Raw genomic sequence first — 22749 nt, 5'->3', positions numbered from 1 at the left:
GCAGCGCCCGCGCCGCAGCTGGCTGGCCCTGGCCGCGCTGGGCGGGGCGATTGCGGGCGCGGCGCTTCTGGCCCTGGTCGAATACCTGGCCTGAGCGCCTGACACCCGCGTCGCGGTCATGCCGGCAGATCGCCCGGATCAGCCGGCCCGCGCACCATCCCCAAATAATTCTTGAATGGAAACGAGACAGAACTCTTCTTGGACTCCTTCGGCAAGCGCCTGCTACCTGCTTCTTGGACACAGACATTGAAAGTTTTTGACGTGGCGCCTTCACCGCCGGTGAGCGCAACGCAAAAGCACAGAAGGTATGGGAGAGGTGAGAATGAAGTTTGCCGTTATCGGGTCTCTGGGTTGGGCCGGCATCCGCCACGTGGAAGCTTTGACGCAGCTGGGCCACGAAATCGTGGCCGTGGTCGATCCGGGAGAGGGATGTGCGGCGCAGGCGGCCGAGATCGGCGCCGTGGCGGTGCCCAGCCTAGACGAGCTGGACCTGTCGAGCATCGAGGCGGCAACGCTGGCGCTGCCCCCCAGCCTGCATCCGGCGGCCACTCGGAAGCTTGCCAAGGCCGGTATCCACGTGCTGTGCGAAAAGCCGATGGCCCCCGACAGCAAGGAGGCGCAGGAGCTTGTCGACTTCGCCAAGACCGTCGATGTCACCATCATGCCCGGCTATCTGCTGCGCACCAACCCGCATATCCGCGGCTTTGTCGAAGGGCTCAAGAAACTGGGGCCGCTGCGCCGGCTGCATATCTCGACCAATGTGCGCAAGCCGTCGATGGCCGGCTGGCGCAGCGAGCCGGTGATCGGCGGTGCGCTGCTGGTGAACGCGATCCACCAGCTTGACCTGGCGACCTGGTTCATCGGCGAGCGGCTGACACCGCGGATGGCACAGCTCGACAACGCCCATCACGAAGCCCCGACCGAGGACCTGTTCTATACCGCGCTGGTGTCGCCCAGCGGCGTGACCGCCAGCGTGCTGAGCTCGTGGTCACCGCATCCGCCGATCTCGAACGACGGGCTGATGGTCACCGATGCCGGGCGCCTGCGGATCGAGGCGGAATCCGACACCGGCAATATCGTCCTGATGCAAGAGGGCTATCGGCTCAACGGCGAGGACGTGGTGCTGGACGATATCCACGGCGCGCCCGAAAAGATGGTCGGCGTTAACCAGTTCGTCCGCGAGTTCGAGCATTTCGTGGACGCCATCGAAAACCGCACCCCGCTTTGGGTCACGGTCGAGGACAACTTCGCGGTGCAAAAGCTGATCGAAGATTGCCGCGCCGCCGCCATTGCTCCCGCCGGGCGGACGGCCGCGCGTCGTTGATCCCACCGGTCTGTCCGCAACGTTTTCTGCCTGCGGACAGACCGGAAAGCCACCAATGCATGGGGCGCAGGTGACTGAACCAACCGAAACCGATGTGATCGTCGTCGGCTCTGGCGCGGCCGGCCTTGCCACGGCCTGTGCCGCCAGGGCGATGGGGCTCGATGTGGTGGTGATCGAGAAAGAGCCGCAGTTCGGTGGCACCACCGCGCTGTCGGGCGCGGCGATCTTTATTCCGTTGAGCAAGGCCGCGCGCGACGCGGGCTGTGACGACACTCGGCAGGCGGTACTGACCTATTTGCAGGAAACGATCGGCGAAGGCGCGGATCAGACGCTGCTGGAGGCCTTCGTCGATACCGCGGGCGAGGCGCTGGAGTTTCTCGAACACCACAGCCAACTGCGCTATCGGCTGCGCCAGGTCGCGCCCGATTACCATGGCGAGAACAAGGGGGCGAGCCGGCACGGCCGGGTTCTGGACGTGGTGGAATATGACGGTCGGCGGCTGGGCCGGCACTTCGCAGCGCTGCGACCGCCGCTGCCGACGCATCTGGTGTTCGGCGGCATGATGGTCAACCGCGCCGATGTCAGCACCCTGCTCAATTTCGGCCGCTCGCGCGCGGCCACCTGGCGCAGCCTTGCGCTGATCGGGCGTTATGCGCTGGACCGTCTGCGGGGCCCGCGCGGCACGCGGCTGGTGGTGGGCAGCGCGCTGGTGGCGCGGCTGGCCCAATCGCTGTTTGACGCGCAGGTGCCGCTGATGCTGAACGCACCGGTGCGCGACCTGATCAAAACCGATGGGCGGGTGACCGGCCTGCGCTATCAGGGGGCCGATGGCGCGGCACGCGTTCTCCATGCCCGGCGCGGCGTGGTTCTGGCAACCGGTGGCTTTGCCGCCGATGCAGCGCGCAGCCGCACCGCACGCGGCGGTCCGGAGGCCGATCATTTCAGCATGGCCGCGGGTTCTGCGCAGGGCGAAGGCCAGCACATGGCCCTGTCCGCCGGGGCGCAGATGGCACAGGCGGGGCGTAACCCGCATTTCTGCGCGCCGGTCTCGCTTTACCGCAACGGTTCGGGCGAGGTGGCACAATTTGCCCATCTCACCCTCGACCGTGCCAAACCCGGGATCATCGCCGTGGACCGGACCGGGCAGCGCTTTACCAACGAGGCCGATTCCTACCATCGTTTCGGAGAGGCGCTTCAGGCGCTGCCGGCACCCGGACATGGACAGCCGGTGGCCTGGCTGATCTGCGACTCGCTTGCCCTGCGCCGCTATGGGCTGGGGCTGGCACGCCCCGCCCCGGCGCATCTCGGCAATCGCCGGCTGATCCGGGATGGCTATCTGATCGCGGCGGATAGCATCGCCGCCCTGGCGGCTCGCCTGGGGGTGCCCCCCGACAGGCTGGAAACAACGGTCGAACGCCACAACGGCTTTGCCCGCGCCGGGCGCGACGCGGATTTCGCCAAGGGCGAGACGCCGCATAACATCTCGCTGGGCGATTCCGCGATCGGCCCCAACCCCTGCCTCGCCCCGCTGAAACACGGGCCATTCTACGCCGTCGGGCTCTACAGCGGCGATCTGGGCACCGCGCAGGGTCTGGCCACCGACCATCGCGCGCGGGTTCTGACCGCAACTGGCACGGTGATCGCCGGGCTTTATGCCGTGGGCAACGACATGAACTCGATCATGGGCGGCACCTACCCCGCCGCCGGCATCACCCTGGGGCCTGCTCTGACATTTGCCTATATCGCCGCGCGCGATCTTGCCGGGCACCCCGATCCACAGGAGGACAAGACATGAAATGCGATCAGGTGACACTGGCCCAGCTTGGGCTGAACGACGAAGGGCCGCTGGCGATGCTGGAGGCGGCCGCCGAGTCGGGTTTTCGCGGGATCGGCCTGCCCCTGCGCTCGGGCGCGCTAAAAACGCTCAAGGTCGAAATCGTCGGCAATCACAAGCTGGTCCATCAGATCCGGCGCACGGCCGATGACGCCGGGCTGATCATCTTCGACACCGAGTCGCTGGTCTTGGGTCACGAGCCCGACCGCGAGACGCTGCGCATGATTTTCGAAACCGCTTACGAGCTTGGCGCGACGCGGATGTCCTGCCTCGGCTTCGAACCCGCGATTGGCCCGGGGCATATGCGGGAGGGGGAAGAGCCGCACCGGCTGGCGACGATCTGCGAGATCGCGGCGGAATTCGGGTTGATGATCGGGATCGAATTCATGATGTTCCGCTCCATCGCAACGCTGGAGGATGCCCGCAGGATCGTGGTGGACTCGGGCGCCCCGAACGCGCGGATCATCCTCGATGCGCTGCACTGTTTCCGCTCGGGCCTGACGATGGAACAGCTGCAGGCACTGGATCCGGCGCTGGTGTCACACCTGCAACTCTGCGATGCGGTGGCCCAGGCCCCGGCCCCCGACAAGCTGGTCGACGAGGCGCGCGCGCACCGGCTGATGCCGGGACAGGGTGCCATCCCGCTGGCCGAGATGATCCGGATTCTGCCGGATGACACGCCGCTGTCGCTGGAGATACCGGTGCAGGAAAACGCCCACCTGCCGGTGAAGGAGCGTGTGAAACGCGGTGCCCAGGCCCTGGCGGCGTTCAACCCCTAACCGGCGCGCCGGTCAGAGCTTGTGCACCAGGTTGCCCATACGCTCGGCAAAGCTGTCGACCATCGCGAACAGGAAATCGGATATTTCCGCCTCGGCCTGGAACGGTGCGCGCCGCGAGGAGCGCACCAGATAGAGCGTTCGCGAGACCACCGGGTTGACGATGCGCAGGCCGACCAGCCGGCCGGTGTCGATCTCGGCCCCGACGCTGCCGCGTGGCATGACGCTGGCGGCGTCCCCCCGCATCACCAGGCTTTTCATCATCGAGACCGAGGTCGCCTCGAAGCCGACCTTCAGCGGCAGCGCCAGCCGTTCCGCCGCGCCCACCACCAATTGGCGCACCGGGTCACGTTCACCGGCAAGAACCAGCTCGCGTTCCAGCACATCGGCCATCTCGATGGTGTCGCCCAGCCCTTCTGCGGTTTTGGGCGCCGCCACGAAAACCAGTTCCTCCACCAACAGCGGCGCGCGCAGCAGCGCCGGGCGATCGGCGACCTCATAGGCAATCGCAAGGTCGATCTCATCCCGCTCCAGCGCCTCGATCAGCACATAGCTCATCTCTTCCACCATGCTGAGATGGACATCGGGCAGGGCTTCGCGGGCATCGACAAAGATCTTGCGGCCCATCACATTGGTCAGGCCGGGGGTGATGCCCAGGATCAGGCTTTCCCGCTCGCTGCCGGCAAAGCCCATGATCTCGTTCTTGGTGTTCTCGACAATGCGCAGGATCTCGCAGGCGCGCTCGTACAAAACCTGACCCGAACGGGTCGGCGTCACCCCGCGCGAATGGCGCACAAGCAGCGGCACGCCCAGTTCGTTTTCAAGCTGGCGGATCTGAAGCCCCAGCGCCGGCTGCGCGACGTTAAGCTGCTCGGCCGCACGGGTGATGTTCCCGACCTCGACGGTTTTCGAGAAGTATCGCAGCTGTCTGATATTTATGGGGGCATCCTCCCGTTGCCATTGGCCCGTGTTGCCGGTTCGAGGCGCGGTTATCGCTGCTGCGGCAGCTGTCGACAGGTCCGCGCGCGCCCCGAACAGATCATCCTGTCATTTGCTCACGATAATCGAACATCGACAACCGCCACGCCACCCTTCTCGACATGATGCACGGCTTTCGCCAGGGCGGCCCCCAGCTGAGTATAGTCTGACCCTGCATCAAGGCCCAGTGCGCCCAGGGACTCTGCCAGCGCACAGATATCAACCTCTGGCTGGCTGATCCGATGCCCGATCCAGGCGTTTTCGGCAGTGCGGCCGCGCGCCTGGGCAATCGGGGCCTGACCGTCGGAAGACCCGTCTCCGGCGGGCTCGCTGATCACCAGCAGCATCAGCGGAATGCGATAATGCGCGGCGGTCCAGAGCGCGGCCGCACCGGCGATGAACCCGGCCGCCCCGACCACGGCCGCGGTCATGCGGTCGCTGCCGACCAGCGCCAGCGCCGAGCCGATGGCCTGCGCCGGCGCGCTGTTGCCCGCCCCGAGATAGTCGAGCGGCCCCTGGACAGCAAAACCGCCTATCGGCCAGCCCCGGGGCACCGAGGCAATACAAAGCGCCCGGCTCGCCGCGACCCGCGACAGGGCGCGCGTGACATCGGCGCGCGACAACGGCCCGTCGGTCCTGTCGCCCGGCGGTTCCGGTGCAACCGCGGCATGTTTCACGGTTTGATGGGGCGACGAGATATCGCCCATCTCTTCAACCAGGGCGCCGATCACCTGGTCCACATCCGCCTCGATCAACATGTCGCTGGGTGTCGGGGTGTCACATTCACCGCCGCGTGCCAGCTTGCGCGCCACGTCGGGCGACACTTCGATGATCGTGGCGTGCGGATTGCGTTCGCGATAGCTGCCGCGCGTGAACCCGGCCAGATCGGGCCAGTCAAGGCTGAGCAGGACATCGGATTGCGACAGGTCGCTGGGGCTGATCTCGGGCAGAAACAGGGGGTGGTCGGTGGGGAAGGCTGCCGGGTTGCCCGCGGCGGCGTGAACCTGCGCCCCCAGCAGTTCCGCAAGCCTGACACGTTCGTCCCAGCCCGCGGGCGACCGCGAGACCAGTCCGGCCAGGATCAGCGGGCGTTCGGCCTCGAGAAGCATGGCGGCCAGTTCGGCCACATCCGCGCGCCCGGCCCCGTTGCTGACGCGGGCGCGATAGCGCTGCGGGTTGCGGCGGGTGTCCAGCGGCGCGACCGAGGCACTCTGCACCGCGCGGCTCAGGGTCACACGCACCGGCCCCTGCGGCTGGGCCTGGGCCATGCGGTTGGCCTGCAGGATGGCATAGCGGGCTTCGCCGGGACAGGACGGCGCAAAATCCGCCAGCAATATGGGCGAGGCGGGTTCGTGTGGCGCATCGGCGGTTTCCAGCACCACAAGCGGCACCGCATCGCGCTTTGCCGCGCATAGGGTCGAGCCGGGCGCGAGGGGCGCGCCCTGCGACAGCGCCACCGCCATCGGCCGACCGGTCACCTTGGCATAGCCATGGGCCATCGCCAGCGCGATCTCGTCATCGAGACAAGACAGCAGCTGGGGCCGCGTGTTGCCCAGGTAGTTCACCAGACTGTCGTTCAGCTCGCCCAGCACCGGCCCGGACGTCATGGCGACGAAGGGGATATCAAGCTCGCGCAGGGTTTCGGCGATCAGGTCGCTCCCGAACAGCGCTTTTGGCGGCGTCACCCGAACCGGGCGTTCCACCTCGAATCGCGCCGGCTCGATCGAAAACCCGAAGACCGAACCGCGCCGGTTGGCGGCGATCCCGGCGATCTCGGGCCGGGCGTCCTGCTGATCGTCATCGCGGCTGCTGGAGGAGGTCATGGCTCAACCGGCGAATTTCATGTGGATGTTCTTGAGGTCGGTAAAAGACAGCATCTCTTCGATACATTCCTCGCGGCCGATGCCGGATTGCTTTTTGCCGCCAAAGGGCGCGCCCACGAAATGCTTGCTGACCTCGTTGACCCAGACATAGCCAACCTCGACCGCGGTGGCGGTTCGCAGGGCCGCGTCGAAATCGCGGGTCCAGATCGAACAGGTCAGGCCGACGTCCAGCGCGTTCACCTCGGCCAGCATCGTCGCCTCGTCCTGCCAGCGCAGAACGGAACAGACCGGGCCGAAGATCTCGTCGCGCGCGATGGTCATGTCCGAGGTGACGTCGGTAAAGATCGTCGGCTCGACAAAATAGCCCTCGGCAAGGGCGGGGGTGTCGGGGGGTTTTCCCCCGGCAAAGACGGTGGCGCCTTCGGCGCGGCCGGTTTCGATATAGTGCAGGGTGCGGTCGTATTGCGCCTTGCTGGCCAGGGCGCCCATCGTGGTGTCCCACGACTCGGGCAGACCGGGGGTGAAGGCCTGGATATGCTTGGCCACCCGGGCCAGAACCGCGTCGTGAATGTCACCATGCAGGAACACCCGGCTGGTCGACCCGCAGGACTGGCCGCACCAGGCGAAATTCATGCCCGCGACCATGGCCTGCGCCACCGCATCGGGATCGGCGTCGGGATAGGCGATCAGGGCATTCTTGCCGCCCAGTTCCAACAGCACCGGGCGCAGCGCATCGGCCGAGTTGCGCATCACCGCCTGCCCCGCCGCGACGCTGCCGATCAGGCCCACCTTGGCCACGCGCGGATCGGCGACGATCCAGGCGCCCACCTCGCGCGAACTGCCGGTGACCACGTTGAACACGCCCGGTGGAAAAAGATCGCCGGCCAGTTCAGCCAGGCGCAGGGCGGAAAGCGGGGCCTGTTCCGGCGGCTTGATCAGCACCGTGTTGCCGGCGGCCAGCGGCGCCGCGATCTTGGCGGCGGCGAACATGAAAGGGTGGTTGAAGGGCGAGATCCGGGCGACCACCCCCAGCGGTTCGCGCACCGACACGTTCAGCCGGCCGGGTCCCATCGGGATCGAGGCGCCTTTCATCTCGGTGACCAGCCCGGCAAACAGCTCGATCTGCGCCGAGGCGATATTGGCGTCCCCGACCATGGCGCGCACCGGGTTGCCGCAATCGACAGCGTCAAGCAGGGCAAGTTCATGGGCATTTTCGCGCACGATGCGGGCCAGCTCGCGCAGGATGCGGGCGCGCTCCAGCGGCGGCACCGCGCTCCATTCCGGAAAGGCCGCATGCGCCGCGCCGATGGCCGCCGCAACATCCGCCTCGCCGGCCTCGGCCACCTGGCCCAGGGACTTGCCGCTGCCCGGGCTGAAGGTCTCAAAGCTGCGCGCCCCGGTCGCCTCGTGCCATTCCCCGGCGAAATAGAGCCCGCGTTGCTTGGGCAGCACGGATTCGGTTGCAGGCAGCTGCGCGGCTATGGCTTCGGACATTCTTGGCCCCCTTTAATTCGACAGGAACGAGTAGACCCGGATCGGGCGATGCTGTCCAAAACCGGATCGTTCTTCCTGCCAGAGAGATCCTGGCTTAATCCGCCGGTTTCAGAGCGCGGCCAGCGCATCGACATCGACCCAGCCGCCCGTTTTGACCGATTCAGACACCGCAAGCGTCGCGGCGGCGGTTCTCAGCCCGTCCTCGGCGGTGATCGCCGGCGGCTCCTCACCCCGCATCACCCGGAGGAAATGGGCCATCTGCAGCGTCATGGAATCCGCCGCGACATAATACAGGCGCTGGCGGGTAAAGCTGGCGTCGCGGCCGCCATTGGGCAGGTTGCTCCACCGCTCCAGTGTCGGGATCGCCAGCGAGGCTTGGGTGCCGCACAGCAGATAGCTGTTTTCCGGCACGGTGGCAAAACGCGGATCTTCCCGCGCGGTCATCTCCCAGCACCACGGGGCGACGACGGTGTCCGACACGGTCAGCGTGGCCAGCGTGCCCGATTTGAACCGGGCGACGATGGCGGCGGTATCCTCGACATCATAGCCGCGGACCGCGTTCGAAGTGGTGGCGCAGATCGCCTCGATATCGCCGCACAGCATCCGCAGCGTGTCGAAATCATGCACCGCGTTGATCAGGATGACGCCGCCGCCGCTGGCATGGTCGCGCTTCCAGGCATCGTTGAAATATTCATCCGGCTTGCGCCGCAGCCAGGTGGCCGAAACGGCGCAGATGCGGCCCAGCCCGCCCTCGGCAATATGGGCGCGGGCGGCCTGCAACAGCGGATTGTGCCGCCGGTGATGGCCGACCAGCACCGGCACATCCTGCTGTTGCTGTGCCGCCAGCACGGCACGCGCGGCGGGAAGCGTATCGGCCAGCGGCTTTTCCACCAGGGTCGGAATCCCCCGCTGGATGCAGTCGATGGCAATCGGGGCGTGAAACGCATTGGGGGTGGCAACCAGCGCACCATCGGGCGCGGTGCGGTCAAGCAATTCGCGATGGTCGGCGAAGGTGGGCACGCCCAAACTTGCCACCTTCGCGCGCGAGGCGGCGACCGGGTCGGCCACACCGACCACCTCGATCTCGGGATTGGCCAGCGCAACCGCCAGGTGATGGCGCCCCATCAGGCCGGCGCCGATAATCGCCAGTTTCTGCCGCTCAGCCAATGCGCCCCCTCCCCTTCGGCCCGCGCCCGGTCACTCGAACGGCGGCTTCAGCAGCAGCTGCATCGCCTCGATGGCCGCAAGATAGCCACTTGCGCCAAAGCCAAAGATCACCCCCGTCGCCACCGGGCGGACATGCGACAGATGGCGGAAGGCCCGGTCGGCATAGCGGTAGGAATTGTTGAAATGCAGCTCGATGATCGGGCAGTCGAGGATCCGCAGCGCGTCGGCAATGGCGATCGAGGTATGGGTATAGGCCGCCGGGTTGATGATGACGCCATCAACCTTTTGATAGGCCTCCTGGATCCAGGTCACCAGCTCGGCCTCGGAATTGGACTGACGAAAATCGATCTCGATCTCGTGGCTGGCGGCACGCTCTTCCACCGCGGCCTTGACCTGCGCCAGCGTGGTGCGCCCGTAGAGTTCGGGTTCACGAACCCCCAGCATGTTGAGGTTGGGGCCGTTGAGGCAGAGAACTTTGGAGGGCATCGGGTTTCCTTCAGTTGGTCAGAGCGGCCGGGCGGCTGCCGAAAGCGGCCTCGAAACGGTCGCAGAATTTAGGCCAGGCGGCCGGGTTGATCAGACGGGGCGGCACCTCGCCCCGGAACAGCGTGATCCACTGCGCGGCGGCCTCGGCACTCATGGTGTAGAGGGACTCGTGGGTCAGCCCGGCAATATGCGGATTGGCGACCACGTTGTCGAAGGCCAGCAACGGGTGATCCTGCGCCGGCGGCTCTTCAAGAAAAACGTCCAGGCCGGCGCCGGCGATGCTGCCGGCGCGCAGCGCCGCGGCCAGCGCGGTTTCGTCATGGATGCCACCGCGCGCGGTGTTGATGAAATAGGCCGAAGGTTTCATCGCGGCAAAAGCCTCGACGCCGAACATGCCCAGCGTCTCGGCGGTGCGCGGACAGTTGACCGAGACAAAATCGCTGCGGGCCAGCAGGGTGTCGAAGGTGGTTTCGGTGGCACCGCGCGCCGCGATCTCGTCGCCGGGCAGATAGGGATCACAGGCAAGCACGGTCATGCCAAACCCGTTCCGGCAAATCCCGGCCACCCGGCGCCCGATATGGCCCAGGCCGACAATCCCCACCGTCTTGCCGAACAGATCATTGCCGGGATAGGCGAAGCGTTCGACGCGGCCCTGCCGCCGCAGCGCGCGGTCGGTCGAGACCAGCCGCTTGGACAGGGTCAGCATCAGCGCCACGGCATGTTCGGCCACCGGCTGCGCATTGGTGCCGGCCTGGTTGCACACGACAATCCCCGCCCGGGTACAGGCCTCCACGTCGATCACGTCATAGCCGGAGCCGGTGGAGCAGATGGCAAGCAGCGCGGGGTGGCGGGCGACAAAGGCGGCATCGGCGAACCATGGCGCCTTCAGCTCGACGCGCGGCGCGATCTGATAGCCCTGCGCCGTGTCCATCAGCTCGCGGTTGAGCGCCTCGGGGTCGTCATAAGACTGCCGGATCAGGTCGATGCTGCCCTCCTCCTCCAGCCGCGTCACCGCGACCGGATCGACCCATTTCTCGAAATAGGTGACACGCGGTTTCTGCCCGTTCATCCTGTCTCTCGGCATCATCATCACTTGCGATCAGGTTAGATGCCCGTCGGCGCGAAACCGAATAGTATTAATGTCTCGCAGCCACATCGGCTTATGTATGGGCCCCGCGCCCTCATCGTCCCGTTCTCAAGGCAGTTGGCAGGAAGGGCAGGCAGAGGCCGATCACCAATCCGCAGGTCAGGAACACACCGCCGGTGCCAAGCCAGGGGGTGGCGACGGCGGACACCAGCGGCATCGCAAATTGCCCGGTCCGGTTGACCGCCAGGCGAAGCGACAGCGCCGTTCCCTTGGCCCGCGCCGGGGCAAGCTGCATCGTCAAAGACACCGAACAGGTCACCGCAAATCCCAGGCTGAGGCCCGCCGCCGCAAGAAACAGCGCCATGATCATGGCGGGCATCGGCAGGGCAAAGGCGGCGAAGATGGCCGCGGTGATCAGCAGCGATGCCGCCATCAGCCGTTCGCGGCCCCAGCGGGCGGCGGCACCGGGATAGACCGCCCGGGCCACAAGCTGGGTAAATGAAAACGCGCCCAGCATGATCCCGACCAGCGCCGGGTCGATCCCGCGTTCGGTGGCCACCAGCGGCATGAAGACATAGGTCATTTCCTGCGTCGCCACACAGAGGCTGCCGGAGACCGCAAGCCAGGCAAGCCCCGGCGTGCCGACGATCTCGCCCAGCGGCAGCGGCATGTCATTCTGCACCGGTATCTTGGAGAACCTGCGGATCTGCAGGGCCAGGCCAACCTGGCCAACCGCAAACGCCATGGCGATCCACATCATCGCGACATGGGGCACCGGAAACTGCAGGAAACTTGCGGCGGTCAACAGCAGCGGTGCCATGACCTGACCGGTGGATTGCCAGACCATGAACCAGCCGATCATCCGGTCGCGGTGGCGGATCCGCCCGGTGAGCGAGATTTCCGCCTGCAGCGACGCGATCTGAAAGGTCTGCCCGACGCCGAGACAGGTCATCGCCAGCAGGAAAACCGGAATCGAAGGCGGCAGCAGCGCCGGCAGGGCAGCGCCGACAAACAGGATGCAGGCTCCGGCCAGGATCACCCGGCCCGCTCCGTTGCGGTCGGTGAACCGGCCGACAAACATCGTCAGGAAGATCGGCACAAAGGAGAAGGCCGCGGTCAGCACGAGGATCGCAGAGGCGGAGAGCCCGATCTCGATCGCCTCATAGCCGATGCCGATGCGGGTGGACAGGCCGACGATCTGACCGACAAAGCCGCTCGCCATGATCGGCACCGCCAGATTCAACACCCTGCCGCGTTTCACGTCGGTCCTATCCTCGTTCGCGCCGCGTCAGGCGTGGCGGATCGGTTCAATGGTTCAATGGTTCAAGCCGCGGCCCGGATGCCCCGCATAAAGGACAGGGTCTGCGCCCCGGCGCGACGCACCCGTTCGGTTGGCGGCAGGTCCTGCTGGTCGCGGTGCGGGGCCTCGAGGCTTACCGCGATATCGCTGCGCAGCACCGAGAACAGCGCCGCAAGCGGCAATTCGCCCTCGCCCGGATACAGCCGGCCCGCGCGGCTTTCGGGGGTCAGCCCCTCCTGCCCCGGATGGGCGAGCGGGGCGTCGCTGAGATGGACATAGGCAATCTTGTCCTCGGGCACCGCCGCCAGTTCCTCGATCGTGCCACCCGAGCGGATCAGGTGCAGCACGTCGATCAGCAGCCGCGCGTTGGGGTGATCCACCTTGTCCAGCACTCGCAGACCGTCACGCAGGGATTTCATCGGGCGCGAGGGCATGAATTCGATGGCCATGGTGATCCCGAACTCGGCCGCGGCCTCGGCCAGCCGGGCATAGTTCTCGACCAGCCGGGTCTCGTCCGGATCCACCGCGCCGGATACCAGCACCGAGGCGCCCAGCACGGCGCCGGCCTCCAGCCCGGGCAGGAAGGTTTCGATCGATGCGTCGGCCTCCATCGCGAAGGATTCCGCCTCGAACACGGTAATTCCCAGGTCATCGGCCTGCATCCGCAGCGCCTTGCAGCGCGCCGGATCCACCGCCACCGGGTATTGCAGCGGCGCGTGCCGGGGCGGCAGAACCCGCAGACCCACACCGGTGAACCCGGCGTTGGCCGCCGCGGTGATAAACAGCTCGGGCGCGGCGTCCAGCGCGGTCAGGTGCGAGACGCAGATCATGCCATCTTTCATGCCTGTGCCGTCCGCTCGGCCGTGCCTGCCTGCGCGTTTGGCTTGGGCAGGGCGGTCAGCTCGATCCGTTGAAACCGCCAGCCCGCCGCGATGCGCTTGAACTCGGACTTGCAACTGCCCAGCGCCGCCAGGCGTCCCTGCCCCGACCGCCAGTCGGTGACTAGGATCAGCGAATGACCCACCGCGCTGTCGGCATCGGCACCGGGCAGGATCACGATATCGGTCTGCTGGTGTCGAACCTGGCCCTGGAACATCTCGCGCCGCCCCTTGGTCATCTCCAGAAGCGCCGCGTGCCCTTCGACGGTCTGGGCCGAGGTGCCCAGCCCGCCCTGCGAAGCGCTGAGCTTGGCAAAGACGCCGTCGGGTGTGAAAATCGAAACCCACTCCTCCGGCTCGCCATGGGCGAAAAAGTGACAATAGAGGGCATAGAGCCGGTGGATCCTGCGCTCGTCCTCGGGGTCGATAAAACTGTCGAGCATGGCTGTTCTCCGCTTCTGCATCAGTCAAGGATCGCGCTGGGCAGCCACAGGCTGAACACCGGGACGACGGCCACGATCAGCATCACGATGATATTGACCAGAATGAACCAGCGGTTCACCTTCCACATCTCGCCGATGGATATCCCGGCGATGGCGCAGGTAAGCAGCATGGTCGAGGCCACCGGCGGGGTTTGCGACCCGACCGTGGTGGCCAGCGCGAAGATGATACCGAAATGGATCGGGTCCATCTCGATCGCGGTCATGATCGGCAGCAGCACCGGAACCAGGATGATCATGGCCGGGACACCGTTGATCATGGTGCCCAGCATGATCAGGAAGGCGCTGACGATCAGCGTGATCGCATAGTAGTTGTCGGTGAATTCCAGCAGCGCCATCGCCATCTGCTGCGGGATCTGCCGGTTCGACAGATACCAGGCCAGAATGCCGGAGGCGGCGACGATCATCATCACCATGCCGGTGCGCTTGGCGGTGATCAGCAGGATCTCGTAGGCATCCTTCAGCGATACGTTGCGATAGAACACCAGCACGATGGCGGTGGCCGCGAACACCGCGACCGAGGCGGCCTCGGTCGCCGTGAACACCCCGCCAAGGATGCCGCCCATGATGATCAGCGGGATCAGCAGGGCCGGACCGGCCTTGCGCGTTGCGGGTGCGACGCGCTTGACATTGAAGGTCTCGTGAACCGGCCACTGATGCTTGACCGCAAAGTAATGCGACAGCGCCATGTAGGCCAACATAAGCACGATGCCCGGAATGATGCCCGCCAGGAACATGCGGGTGATCGAGACATTCGCCAGAACGCCATAGACGATCAGCGTGATGCTGGGCGGGATCAGGATGGCGGCGTCGCTGGTGCTGGAGGTGATCGCCGCGGCAAAGTTGACCGGATAGCCCTTGCGCTTCATCTCGGGGATCAGGATCGGCCCCATGCTGGCCACATCGGCCCCGGACGAGCCGTTCATGCCAGCAAAGAGGAACGAGACCACGGTGTTCACATGGGCCAGGCCGCCGCGCATCCAGCCGACCAGCGTGCTGGCAAAGTCGATCATGTGCTTGCCCATGCCCGCCTTTTCCACGATCGCGCCCATCAGCATGAACAGCGGAATGGCGGTGAGCGCATAGGCATTGGCCGAGTTGTAGATCAGTTGCGGCACCGCCTGCAGCGGCAGGCCCGCCGAGAGCACCACGATCAGCCCCGTTCCCCCAAGCGCCAGGGCGATCGGCATCCCGGTCAACACCAGGAAGAGCAGGGTTCCAACGATAAACAGTACCGTCACGATATCATTCCCTTTTGGCTTCAGTCTTCGAGGTGTTTCGGACCGGTCAGGACCGATCGGCGGATCACGTAATAGGCCATGCAGACGAAGCAGACCGGGACGGTGGCCACGAACAGGCCAACCGGCACATCCAGGGTGGTCAGATCAACCCGCCACATCCGCACGACGTTAGGCCAGGACACCCAGGCCACCAGCAGCAGGAAGGCGATGGACAGAACGTCGGCGGTGACGCGCACGATGTTCACCCAGGGCTGCGGCAAGGTGTACCACAGCACCCGCACGCGGATATGGGCGCCATCGCGCATCGCCAGGGTGCCGCCGACCATCGCCAGGGCGACCAGAAGGTTGCCCACCAGTTCGTCCGGCCAGGGCAGCGACTGGTTCATCACGAACCGCTGAAACACCTGCAAGGACATGGTCGTCGCGATGGCCGCGACCAGGAATGCAGCCAACAGGTTGAATATTTTGCTGAGCATCGCCGATCTTTCATGCTGGCGGGAAGCCGCGGACAGGGCCGCGGCTTCACCGGATGATCTCATTCGAGTGTCGAAAGGATCGCGTTGACCAGTTCCTGGTTGGGGAACTGCGCATACATCGGTTTGAGCGCCGCCTGGAAGGCCGCAAAGTCGACATCGTTGATCTCGATCTTGCCCTGCAGTTCGGACAGCATCTGCGCGTCCACCGCATCGCCGTCGGCGCGGTATTCGTCACCGATCTCTTCGGCGGCACGGCGGACGGCCGCCTTCTGTTCGTCCGAGAGCATGTTCCACTTGATCGAACTGACGACGACGATCTGCGGGTTATAGACGTGCTTGGTCAGCGACAGGTATTTCTGCACTTCGAACAGCTTGTGCGACAGGATCAGCTGCAGCGGGTTTTCCTGGCCGTCAAAGGCGCCGGTCTGCAGCGCGGTGAACACCTCGGTAAAGGCCAGCGGCGCCGGGTTTGCCCCCATCAGCTTGAACATCTCCATGCGGGTGACGCTCACCGGGGTGCGCATCTTCAGCCCGTCGAGATCCTCGGGTTTCTGGATCGGCTGCACGTTGTTGGTCATGTGGCGAAAGCCGTTTTCCCACCAGCCGACCACCACCAGACCCTCGTCCTCGAGGCGCTGCACCACGTCCGCCACTTCGGGCAGGGCCAGCGATTTCACGAACTGGTCGCGCGATTGATAAAGGTATGGCAGGCCGAAAACCTCGACGTCCCGCACGATGGGCGCGAAGGTGTCCAGCGACTTGGTCATGTCGACCGTGCCGATCAACATGCCCTCGATGCTTTCGCGGGCATTGCCCTGCTGGCCGCCGGGATAGACGATGACCTTGACCTCGCCGCCGGAATACTCCTCCACCAGATCGGCGAATTTCTCGGTCAGCTCGGCATGGTACGATCCGGCCGGGTCCTCAATGTTGAAGCCGAGCGTGACCTGGGCCTGCGCTGCCATCGACCCAAAGCACAGGCTGGCAGCAGTGGCAGCACCCGCCAGCGTGGCGCGCAATGCATGTTTCATGAGATGTCTCCTCCTCTGAAGCGGATCGGCTTCGACGGCCGGTCCTAGTTCCTTAAGTGTTCCGTCTTTCACCGGACCAAGGCCAAAGCTATTTGGATAGCTGAGCCATATGAAAACCTTTGCCCGTCTCCCCGCGGGACCTGTCCCGATATGTTTCACACCCCGAACTCAGCAGAATTATCCTCGGTAATCCAGCGTAGTTTCAGTATGTTACCAGTATTCTCCATTCCAGATCCGCAATGACCTCGAACCCCAGCTTTTTGCGCTCTGGCGATCGACACCCGGTCAGATCACATGCGCGTCGATCGAGCCGGGGTGAAACAACTCCTCGACCGCGACACGCCGTTTCGACAGCCCCTGCGCATGGTGCTGCTCAAGGAAGTAATCGAGTGTCTTGCGGTTCGCGGCCAGACCGTAGGGCCAGAAATCCGGTCCCATCAACGCCTTGGCCTGGCGCAGCTGCTCTTCGACGAAGGGCAGCGTGATCTTGGTGGCCGAGGTGTCTTCCAGATGGTCCAGGGCGATGTCCTTGGACGCCTGAAAGCCTTTCAGCACCGCCATCGGCAACCAGGGATGCGCCTCGGCCAGGCTTTTGCGGATGCCGATGATATGCATCATCGGAAACATGCCCGTCTTGCGGTAATAGGCCATCGCCTCGGCGGTGGGATCGTCGAACAGCCAACGCAGCGACGGATTGTCGGGCCGAAAGCTGGTGGGCGCGCGCGGACCCATAAAGGCGTCGATCTCGCCGCTGTCGAGCATATCGCGAAGTGTCTGCTCGGGGCCGATCTCGCTCATTTGCACGCCTTCCGGCAGGTCGATCTTGACCTTTTCCGCCCGGCCCGGCTCTTCCAGACCGCCGCGCACCCAGTGAATCTCGCTGGCCTTCACGCCGTATTCGTCCTGCAGGATCGCCCGCATCCAGACAATTGCGGTCAGCTGCCATTCGGGAATGCCCACCCGGCGGCCGCGCAGGTCGGCGGGTGTTTTGATCCCGCTGTCCGAGCGCACGATGATCGAAGTGTGGCGGAATGCCCGCGACACGAAGGCCGGAACGCCGACATAGGGACAATCGCCGCGCGAGGTGCGCAGGGTGTGACTGCTCAGCGACAGCTCGCAGATGTCGAAGGCCTCGTGGCGCATCGCGCGATAAAACATCTCTTCCGGCGTCAGCGTCATGACCACCGGGTCGACACCGTCGATCTGGCAGCGTCCGTCAATCAGCGGGCGGTTGCGGTCATAATCTCCGATCGCGACGGAAAGGCGCAGGTTGCTCATTTCGCTTTCTCCCCAGCGTGGCGGTTCAGCGCGGCAACCATCGCCGGCGTGTAACCGGGCTCGGTGCGCACGTCGACAACGGCGACACCACCGGCCTCGACATGGGCCACGGCTTCGGCAAATACCGCTTCCAGATCTTCGGGCGTCTTGACCGGGCCGAAGCCGCGCGCGCCCTGGGCCGCACCCATGCCGGCAATGTCGATTTCGGGGTCGGTCATGCGCATGCCGATCCACTTGTTTTCAACCTTGCGGTCGCGCATCCGCGCCACCCGCTCCTGGTGCACCTCGTCATTGTAGAACGACTGGTTGTTGGCGACGATATAGAGCAGCGGAATACGATAATGCACCGCCGTCCAGAGCGCGGTGACCCCCATCAGGAAATCGCCGTCGCCACCGATACAGACCGGCAGCCGGTCTGTTTCGCGCAGGGCCAGCGCCGCACCCACGGCGATGCCCGGCCCGCCGCCGATGCCGCCGCCGCCATCAGATCCGAGGAAATCCAGCGGATGGCGGAAGTGCCAGAACGCGCCATCCCAGCCCAGCGGCAAGTGCACGAAAGACACCTTGCGCCGCCCCACGGCACGTTTCAGCCCGGCGGCAAGATGGGCCATCATGAGGTTCGGGCCGCTCAGTTCGGGCAAGTCGGCCTCGGGCTTGCGCTCCCGAGCCCCGGGCGCGGGTGTCTCGGCCTCGCCAAGCGCCGCCAGCATCGGGCGCAGCACCTGATCCGGATCGGCGCCGATCATCATGTCAACGGTGGGCAGGGCCTGATGATCCATCGACCAGCCGTTATGTACCGTGTGATCCAACGAGATCTGCACCACCGTTGCGCCGGGCGTACCACCTTCAAAGGCCGAATCCAGCGCGCCGCCCAGGTCGACCCAGTCGAGGCTGAGGATGACGTCGGCTTCGGCCAGCGCGGTGCGCCCGTCCTGATTGACGTAAATGCCCGGCGCGCCGCAGTGCAGCGGGTGATCGGTCGGGAAAGTGCTGCCGATCTTGAGGTCGGTCACCACCTTGGCCTGCAACCGTTCGGCCAGCTTGACCCGCAGTTCCCATGCCTCGGTGCTGCGCGAGGCGCGGCCGGCCAGGATAACCGGCCGCTCGGCCTTGGCCAGAAGCGCGGCCAGGTCACCCACCTGTTCGGCCGACGCGCCGGAACTGACCTGCGGCCGAAAGCGGGCGGCATCGATGGGCGGCAGCGGCGCGTCAAGAACCGCCTCCTGCAAACCGGCGTCGAGATTCACGTAGACCGGGCCTTGCGGCACGGTATCGGCGATCCAGGCCGCGCGCAGCAGCGCCTCGCGCGCAGCCGCGGCCGAGGCGGGCTGATCATCCCATTTGGTATAGTCGCGCACCAGGGCGCCCTGGTCGCGCGCAGTGTGGATCCATTCGATCCAGGGGCGGCGCTTGGCGGCGTCCACCGGCCCGGTCGCGCCCAGCAACAGCACCGGCATCCGGTCGCACCAGGCGTTGAACACCGCCATGGTGGCATGCATCAACCCGACATTGGAATGGGCCACGGCGGCCATCGCCTTGCCGGTCACCTTGGCATAGCCATGGGCAATGGCCACGGCGTGTTCTTCATGCAGGCACAACAGCATCTGCGGGGCCGAATTGCCGAGAAAGTTCACCAGGCTGTCATGCAGCCCGCGATAGCTCGCGCCCGGATTCAGGGCGATATAGGGAATCGACAGGGAACCGATGGTTTCAGCCATCACATCGCTGCCGAACAGCACCTCGAATTTCTCTTGTTTCAAGGGCGTTTCGACATCGGCCGGTCCAGCCCGTGAAACTACACTGTCGTTCCGCTTGTTCATCCGGTTTTCCTTCGCGCAGCCTTTAGCCTTGGAAGTGGATATTTCCGGGAAGACGGTCTCAATTACCAAGATCGAAAGATTTTGGCAGAAGTCACAAACGCTTTGGTCGGCAGCGTGGGCGCGCAGGGCAAGAGCCAAATTCTGGCTCTAAACGGGGTGTTTTACCAGGATTCAGGCGCGGGGCGTGCCCGCCAAGCGGATCTTGCCGCCGGTTTATCCGACCGAGGCTTCGCGCGGACGATCAGACGCCGTGTCGGCCTCGGCCTGCGCGGCGGGCAGGGTGAAGACAAAGCGCGAGCCGACACCTTCGGTGCTTTCCACCTTGATCCAGCCGCCGTGGCGCTGAACCAGTTCCTTGCAGATCGCCAGCCCCAGGCCCAGGCCGTTATGGCTGCGGGTATTGCTGTTGTCGGCCTGGATGAACCGTTCGAACACCACCGGCACCAGCTCCTTCGGCATGCCGATGCCGGTATCCTCGATCTCGACCCGGATGGCATCGTCCACCCGCCGGCTGCGCACGGTGATCGCGCCGCGTTCGGTGAACTTGATCGCATTGCCGACGATGTTGGTCAGGATCTGGCGCAGCCGCGATTCATCGCAATAGGCGATGTCGTCCTCGGCATCCACGTGCAGCTCCAGCGCCTTTTCATCGGTCAGCGGCCGCATATGTTCAGCCACCGAGTCGATCACGGCGCGGATCGGCACCTCGCGTTTTTCGATACGGATGGTATTGGCCTCGATCCGCGCCAGATCGAGCATGTCGTTGATCAGCGTCTTGAGCTGGTCGCCGGCCTTGTCCATCTTGCCGGCGATGTTGCTGACCTCGTCGGCAAAGGCCTCCAGCAGGGGCGGCACCTCGTCAAAGGCCTGCGCATCGGTGGCGTTTTTCAAACGTTTAAAGCTTGGCAGCATCCGCGCCTTGGCCAGAAAGGCGTTGAACCCCAGGACCGAGGTCAGCGGCGTGCGCAATTCGTGGCTGATCACGCTGAGGAACTGGGTCTTCGCCGCGTCGGCCTTGCGCGCCTCGCGCAGGGCGGAATAGAGCGGGGTCACATCTGCGGTGGTGCCGCGATAGCCCTTGTAATTGCCTGCCTTGTCGAACACCGGCTTGCCGCTGGTCCTGAGCCAGCAGCTTTCCCCCTTAAGGCCGGAGGCTTCGAAGATGAAATCCTCGAAAGGCTGCCGCTGGTCCATGATCTCTTTCAGCTTGCGATAGCCGTCGTCACTGCCATCTTCCTGCTGCATGACCTCGGCCCGGGTCCGGCCCAAAACGCGGGTCAGCGACAGGCCCATGGCCCGTTCGAAACTGGCCGAGACATATTGAATCCGCATTCCGGCATCCTGTTCCCAGAACCATTCGGTGCCGATATCGGCAACATCCTCAAACCGTTTTTCCGCCGCTTCCTTTTCGGCCAGGACAAAGCGCAGCTCGCTGTTGGAGGATTCCAGGCGTTTCTCGTGCCGCCGGGCTTCGGTGACTTCGACCCGGAACATGACGATGCCACCCTCGCTGGTGCGGCGCGAGGCACAGCTGAACCAGCGGTCGCCGGCCACGCCGGTTTCGAACTCGGCGGCGTCCTGGCGCAACAGCGCCAGCAGGGCGTCATCACTGCTGGTGTCGCCGGCCTGCATGTTCGGTTCGCCCAGGAACCGGTTTTCCACCACCTGCTGCAGGCTCATCCCGCTCTGCAGCTTCTGGGTGCTGGCCGGGGTCAGCTCTTCGGACATATCGTTGAACGAGATCAGCCGTTCGCAGGAATCGAACAGCCAGAACCCGATGGGCAGCGAGCCGATGGCATCGGTCAGGCGGCGCTCGGCCAGTTCAGCCCGTTCGCGGCTTTGCACCTGGTCGGTGATGTCGACCCGAACGCCGACCCGCCCGCCATCGGGGGTTTCCTTCTCGATCACCCGCAGCGAACGTCCGTCCTTCAGTTTCTGTTCGAACAGGCTGCTGGACGCCTGGTGTGCGGCCATCCGTTCGGCCAGCCATTCCTCTTCGCGCCCGACCGCTTCGGGATATTGCTGATGGCGCAGACCGAAACGGATGATGTCCTCGAACTTTGCGCCGCGCTTGATCGCCCGGTGGCTTTCGGAATAAAGCCGACGGTATTGTTCGTTGAACACGATCAGCCGGTCATCCTTGTCGAACAGGACGAACCCGTCGGGCAGCGCGTCGATCGCGGCGCTGAGACGCGCGGCATTGTGCCAGGCCTCGGCCCGCAGGCGAAGCAGATAGCGTGCCACGCCCAACGCCACCAGCCCCAGCAGAATGTCGACCAGGATCTTCAGCCCCATACCGGGCGCGAATTGTGTCCAGCCGCCCACCGGCCTGATCGCGATCGACCAGGTCGACGCGTTCACATCGATCGAACCCGTGACCACGTTTTGCCGAAACAGGTCGGGCGAACCATGGATCGTCCGCACAGGGTTGTTTTCCTCCACAACCTGGATGGCGATGTCATATTGCCCGGCATAACGATCCAGCTGCAGCTCTTCGAGAAAGGTGGTTTCGGCAAACACCACCGACACCACACCCCAATAGTCGCTCTTCCCGTCCTGGCCGATGAACACCGGCTGGCGCACGATATATCCCGGGAATCCCTGAATCAGGTTGATCGGGCCTTGCAGCGCCATCTCGCCGGTCTGGTTGACGGTTTCGATCACCTTGGCCTGATCCGGGCGCGCGCGCAGATCAAAGCCGATAAAGGCGCGGTTCTTCTCTTCCGGATAGACATGCGTGATGGTGAAATCACGGACCGCGGCGATATCAACGATGGCGGGTTCGTCCTGCACCAGCCGGCTGGCGAAACGCGCGAAATCCTGCTGGCTTTGGTCAGGGTCCAGTGCGATACCGCCGGTCAACACCCGTGCCAGCAACAGTTTGCGCCTCAGCTTTTCGGACAGGCGCGCGGAAATGTCGATGGAGACATCTTTGGCGCGATGCACCTCGAGATCATGAACGCGGGCCAGTTCCAGCCGGGCGACGACCACCGCAAACAGGGCCGTCACCGCGATGATCGCGCCATAGATGCAATATGCATAGCCCTTGGTATATTGCTGCGGCAGTGCCTTGTTCGGCATTCTGTTCTCCGGTCCTTTTTGAACCGCGCCGATGACGCGTGAAACTTTGCTTCTTTGCGTCCTCGGTGATTCACCCTCTGCCGCACAGGTCAGGGTGGTGGCGAAATCGGGCATCAATCCGCCAAGAAAGTTCGCAAACTGTGAAAATTCGACGTGACGCTACGTAACACCTGCC

Annotated in this window: 18 protein-coding genes; 3 read left to right on the top strand and 15 right to left on the bottom strand. The window is 64.9% G+C overall.

The window, feature by feature from the left end; genetic code table 11:
• Nucleotides 1-322 precede the first annotated feature (322 nt).
• From CVM52_RS08765 to CVM52_RS08755, 3 genes are all read left to right on the top strand, one after another.
• A complete protein-coding gene (locus CVM52_RS08765; protein WP_172720955.1) occupies nucleotides 323-1324 on the top strand; it encodes a Gfo/Idh/MocA family protein in 1002 nt (333 codons plus the stop codon).
• A gap of 70 nt (nucleotides 1325-1394) precedes the next feature.
• Nucleotides 1395-3119, top strand: coding sequence for an FAD-dependent oxidoreductase (locus CVM52_RS08760; RefSeq protein ID WP_205964911.1), 1725 nt, complete (start codon nucleotides 1395-1397; stop codon nucleotides 3117-3119).
• Nucleotides 3116-3937, top strand: coding sequence for a sugar phosphate isomerase/epimerase family protein (locus CVM52_RS08755; protein ID WP_100162132.1), 822 nt, complete (start codon nucleotides 3116-3118; stop codon nucleotides 3935-3937). Before CVM52_RS08760 ends, CVM52_RS08755 begins: the two co-directional genes overlap by 4 nt.
• Before the next feature lie 12 nt (nucleotides 3938-3949).
• Here the strand turns inward: CVM52_RS08755 and CVM52_RS08750 are convergent, their stop codons facing one another.
• The 15 genes from CVM52_RS08750 to CVM52_RS08680 form a co-directional block, all read right to left on the bottom strand.
• The gene (locus CVM52_RS08750) at nucleotides 3950-4858 is read right to left on the bottom strand and encodes a LysR family transcriptional regulator (RefSeq protein WP_276308631.1); all 909 of its coding nucleotides are present in this window, start codon (nucleotides 4856-4858) and stop codon (nucleotides 3950-3952) included.
• Nucleotides 4859-4989: 131 nt separating this feature from the next.
• Complete coding sequence (locus CVM52_RS08745) at nucleotides 4990-6735, bottom strand: thiamine pyrophosphate-binding protein (protein WP_100162130.1); 1746 nt, start codon at nucleotides 6733-6735, stop codon at nucleotides 4990-4992.
• A 3-nt stretch (nucleotides 6736-6738) separates the two neighbouring features.
• Nucleotides 6739-8229, bottom strand: a complete 1491-nt coding sequence (locus CVM52_RS08740; protein ID WP_100162129.1) for an aldehyde dehydrogenase family protein — start codon at nucleotides 8227-8229, stop codon at nucleotides 6739-6741.
• 108 nt (nucleotides 8230-8337) lie between these two features.
• Nucleotides 8338-9396, bottom strand: coding sequence for a Gfo/Idh/MocA family protein (locus CVM52_RS08735; RefSeq protein WP_100162128.1), 1059 nt, complete (start codon nucleotides 9394-9396; stop codon nucleotides 8338-8340).
• 30 nt (nucleotides 9397-9426) lie between these two features.
• Nucleotides 9427-9882, bottom strand: coding sequence for a type II 3-dehydroquinate dehydratase (aroQ, locus tag CVM52_RS08730; protein WP_100162127.1), 456 nt, complete (start codon nucleotides 9880-9882; stop codon nucleotides 9427-9429).
• 10 nt (nucleotides 9883-9892) lie between these two features.
• Complete coding sequence (locus CVM52_RS08725) at nucleotides 9893-10951, bottom strand: hydroxyacid dehydrogenase (protein ID WP_100162126.1); 1059 nt, start codon at nucleotides 10949-10951, stop codon at nucleotides 9893-9895.
• A 112-nt stretch (nucleotides 10952-11063) separates the two neighbouring features.
• Nucleotides 11064-12230, bottom strand: a complete 1167-nt coding sequence (locus CVM52_RS08720) for an MFS transporter (RefSeq protein ID WP_100162125.1) — start codon at nucleotides 12228-12230, stop codon at nucleotides 11064-11066.
• 62 nt (nucleotides 12231-12292) lie between these two features.
• Nucleotides 12293-13111: a sugar phosphate isomerase/epimerase family protein gene (locus tag CVM52_RS08715; RefSeq protein ID WP_100162124.1), complete on the bottom strand. Its 819-nt coding sequence runs from the start codon at nucleotides 13109-13111 to the stop codon at nucleotides 12293-12295.
• On the bottom strand, nucleotides 13108-13590 hold the full coding sequence (locus CVM52_RS08710) for a nuclear transport factor 2 family protein (RefSeq protein WP_172720954.1): 483 nt from the start codon (nucleotides 13588-13590) through the stop codon (nucleotides 13108-13110). Before CVM52_RS08710 ends, CVM52_RS08715 begins: the two co-directional genes overlap by 4 nt.
• Before the next feature lie 20 nt (nucleotides 13591-13610).
• The gene (locus tag CVM52_RS08705) at nucleotides 13611-14888 is read right to left on the bottom strand and encodes a TRAP transporter large permease (protein WP_100162122.1); all 1278 of its coding nucleotides are present in this window, start codon (nucleotides 14886-14888) and stop codon (nucleotides 13611-13613) included.
• Nucleotides 14889-14908: 20 nt separating this feature from the next.
• The gene (locus tag CVM52_RS08700; RefSeq protein ID WP_172720953.1) at nucleotides 14909-15364 is read right to left on the bottom strand and encodes a TRAP transporter small permease; all 456 of its coding nucleotides are present in this window, start codon (nucleotides 15362-15364) and stop codon (nucleotides 14909-14911) included.
• 59 nt (nucleotides 15365-15423) lie between these two features.
• Nucleotides 15424-16395 (bottom strand): TRAP transporter substrate-binding protein, encoded by a 972-nt coding sequence (locus CVM52_RS08695; protein ID WP_100162120.1) that lies wholly within the window; start codon nucleotides 16393-16395, stop codon nucleotides 15424-15426.
• 285 nt (nucleotides 16396-16680) lie between these two features.
• Nucleotides 16681-17673 carry an ABC transporter substrate-binding protein gene (locus tag CVM52_RS08690; RefSeq protein ID WP_100162119.1) on the bottom strand — a complete coding sequence of 331 codons (993 nt, stop codon included), beginning with the start codon at nucleotides 17671-17673 and terminating at the stop codon, nucleotides 16681-16683.
• Nucleotides 17670-19493: a thiamine pyrophosphate-binding protein gene (locus CVM52_RS08685; RefSeq protein ID WP_100162118.1), complete on the bottom strand. Its 1824-nt coding sequence runs from the start codon at nucleotides 19491-19493 to the stop codon at nucleotides 17670-17672. The genes CVM52_RS08690 and CVM52_RS08685 overlap by 4 nt, the downstream gene beginning before the upstream one ends.
• Nucleotides 19494-19706: 213 nt before the next feature.
• Nucleotides 19707-22574: a sensor histidine kinase gene (locus tag CVM52_RS08680; protein WP_172720952.1), complete on the bottom strand. Its 2868-nt coding sequence runs from the start codon at nucleotides 22572-22574 to the stop codon at nucleotides 19707-19709.
• Nucleotides 22575-22749: the final 175 nt, after the last annotated feature.

It is taken from the genome of Pseudooceanicola lipolyticus (genome assembly GCF_002786325.1).
GTDB lineage: Bacteria > Pseudomonadota > Alphaproteobacteria > Rhodobacterales > Rhodobacteraceae > Pseudooceanicola_C > Pseudooceanicola_C lipolyticus.
This window is presented reverse-complemented; position numbering and strand designations above follow the sequence as displayed.

Excerpts from the sequence above, each read along its gene's own strand:
- CVM52_RS08680 (WP_172720952.1), bottom strand. The coding sequence starts at position 22,574 with ATGCCGAACAAGGCACTGCCGCAGCAATATACCAAGGGCTATGCATAT.
- CVM52_RS08745 (WP_100162130.1), bottom strand. The coding sequence starts at position 6,735 with ATGACCTCCTCCAGCAGCCGCGATGACGATCAGCAGGACGCCCGGCCC.
- CVM52_RS08685 (WP_100162118.1), bottom strand. The coding sequence starts at position 19,493 with ATGAACAAGCGGAACGACAGTGTAGTTTCACGGGCTGGACCGGCCGAT.
- CVM52_RS08765 (WP_172720955.1), top strand. The coding sequence starts at position 323 with ATGAAGTTTGCCGTTATCGGGTCTCTGGGTTGGGCCGGCATCCGCCAC.
- CVM52_RS08715 (WP_100162124.1), bottom strand. The coding sequence starts at position 13,111 with ATGAAAGATGGCATGATCTGCGTCTCGCACCTGACCGCGCTGGACGCC.
- CVM52_RS08710 (WP_172720954.1), bottom strand. The coding sequence starts at position 13,590 with ATGCTCGACAGTTTTATCGACCCCGAGGACGAGCGCAGGATCCACCGG.
- CVM52_RS08740 (WP_100162129.1), bottom strand. The coding sequence starts at position 8,229 with ATGTCCGAAGCCATAGCCGCGCAGCTGCCTGCAACCGAATCCGTGCTG.
- CVM52_RS08695 (WP_100162120.1), bottom strand. The coding sequence starts at position 16,395 with ATGAAACATGCATTGCGCGCCACGCTGGCGGGTGCTGCCACTGCTGCC.
- CVM52_RS08690 (WP_100162119.1), bottom strand. The coding sequence starts at position 17,673 with ATGAGCAACCTGCGCCTTTCCGTCGCGATCGGAGATTATGACCGCAAC.
- CVM52_RS08725 (WP_100162126.1), bottom strand. The coding sequence starts at position 10,951 with ATGAACGGGCAGAAACCGCGTGTCACCTATTTCGAGAAATGGGTCGAT.
- aroQ (WP_100162127.1), bottom strand. The coding sequence starts at position 9,882 with ATGCCCTCCAAAGTTCTCTGCCTCAACGGCCCCAACCTCAACATGCTG.
- CVM52_RS08700 (WP_172720953.1), bottom strand. The coding sequence starts at position 15,364 with ATGCTCAGCAAAATATTCAACCTGTTGGCTGCATTCCTGGTCGCGGCC.
- CVM52_RS08755 (WP_100162132.1), top strand. The coding sequence starts at position 3,116 with ATGAAATGCGATCAGGTGACACTGGCCCAGCTTGGGCTGAACGACGAA.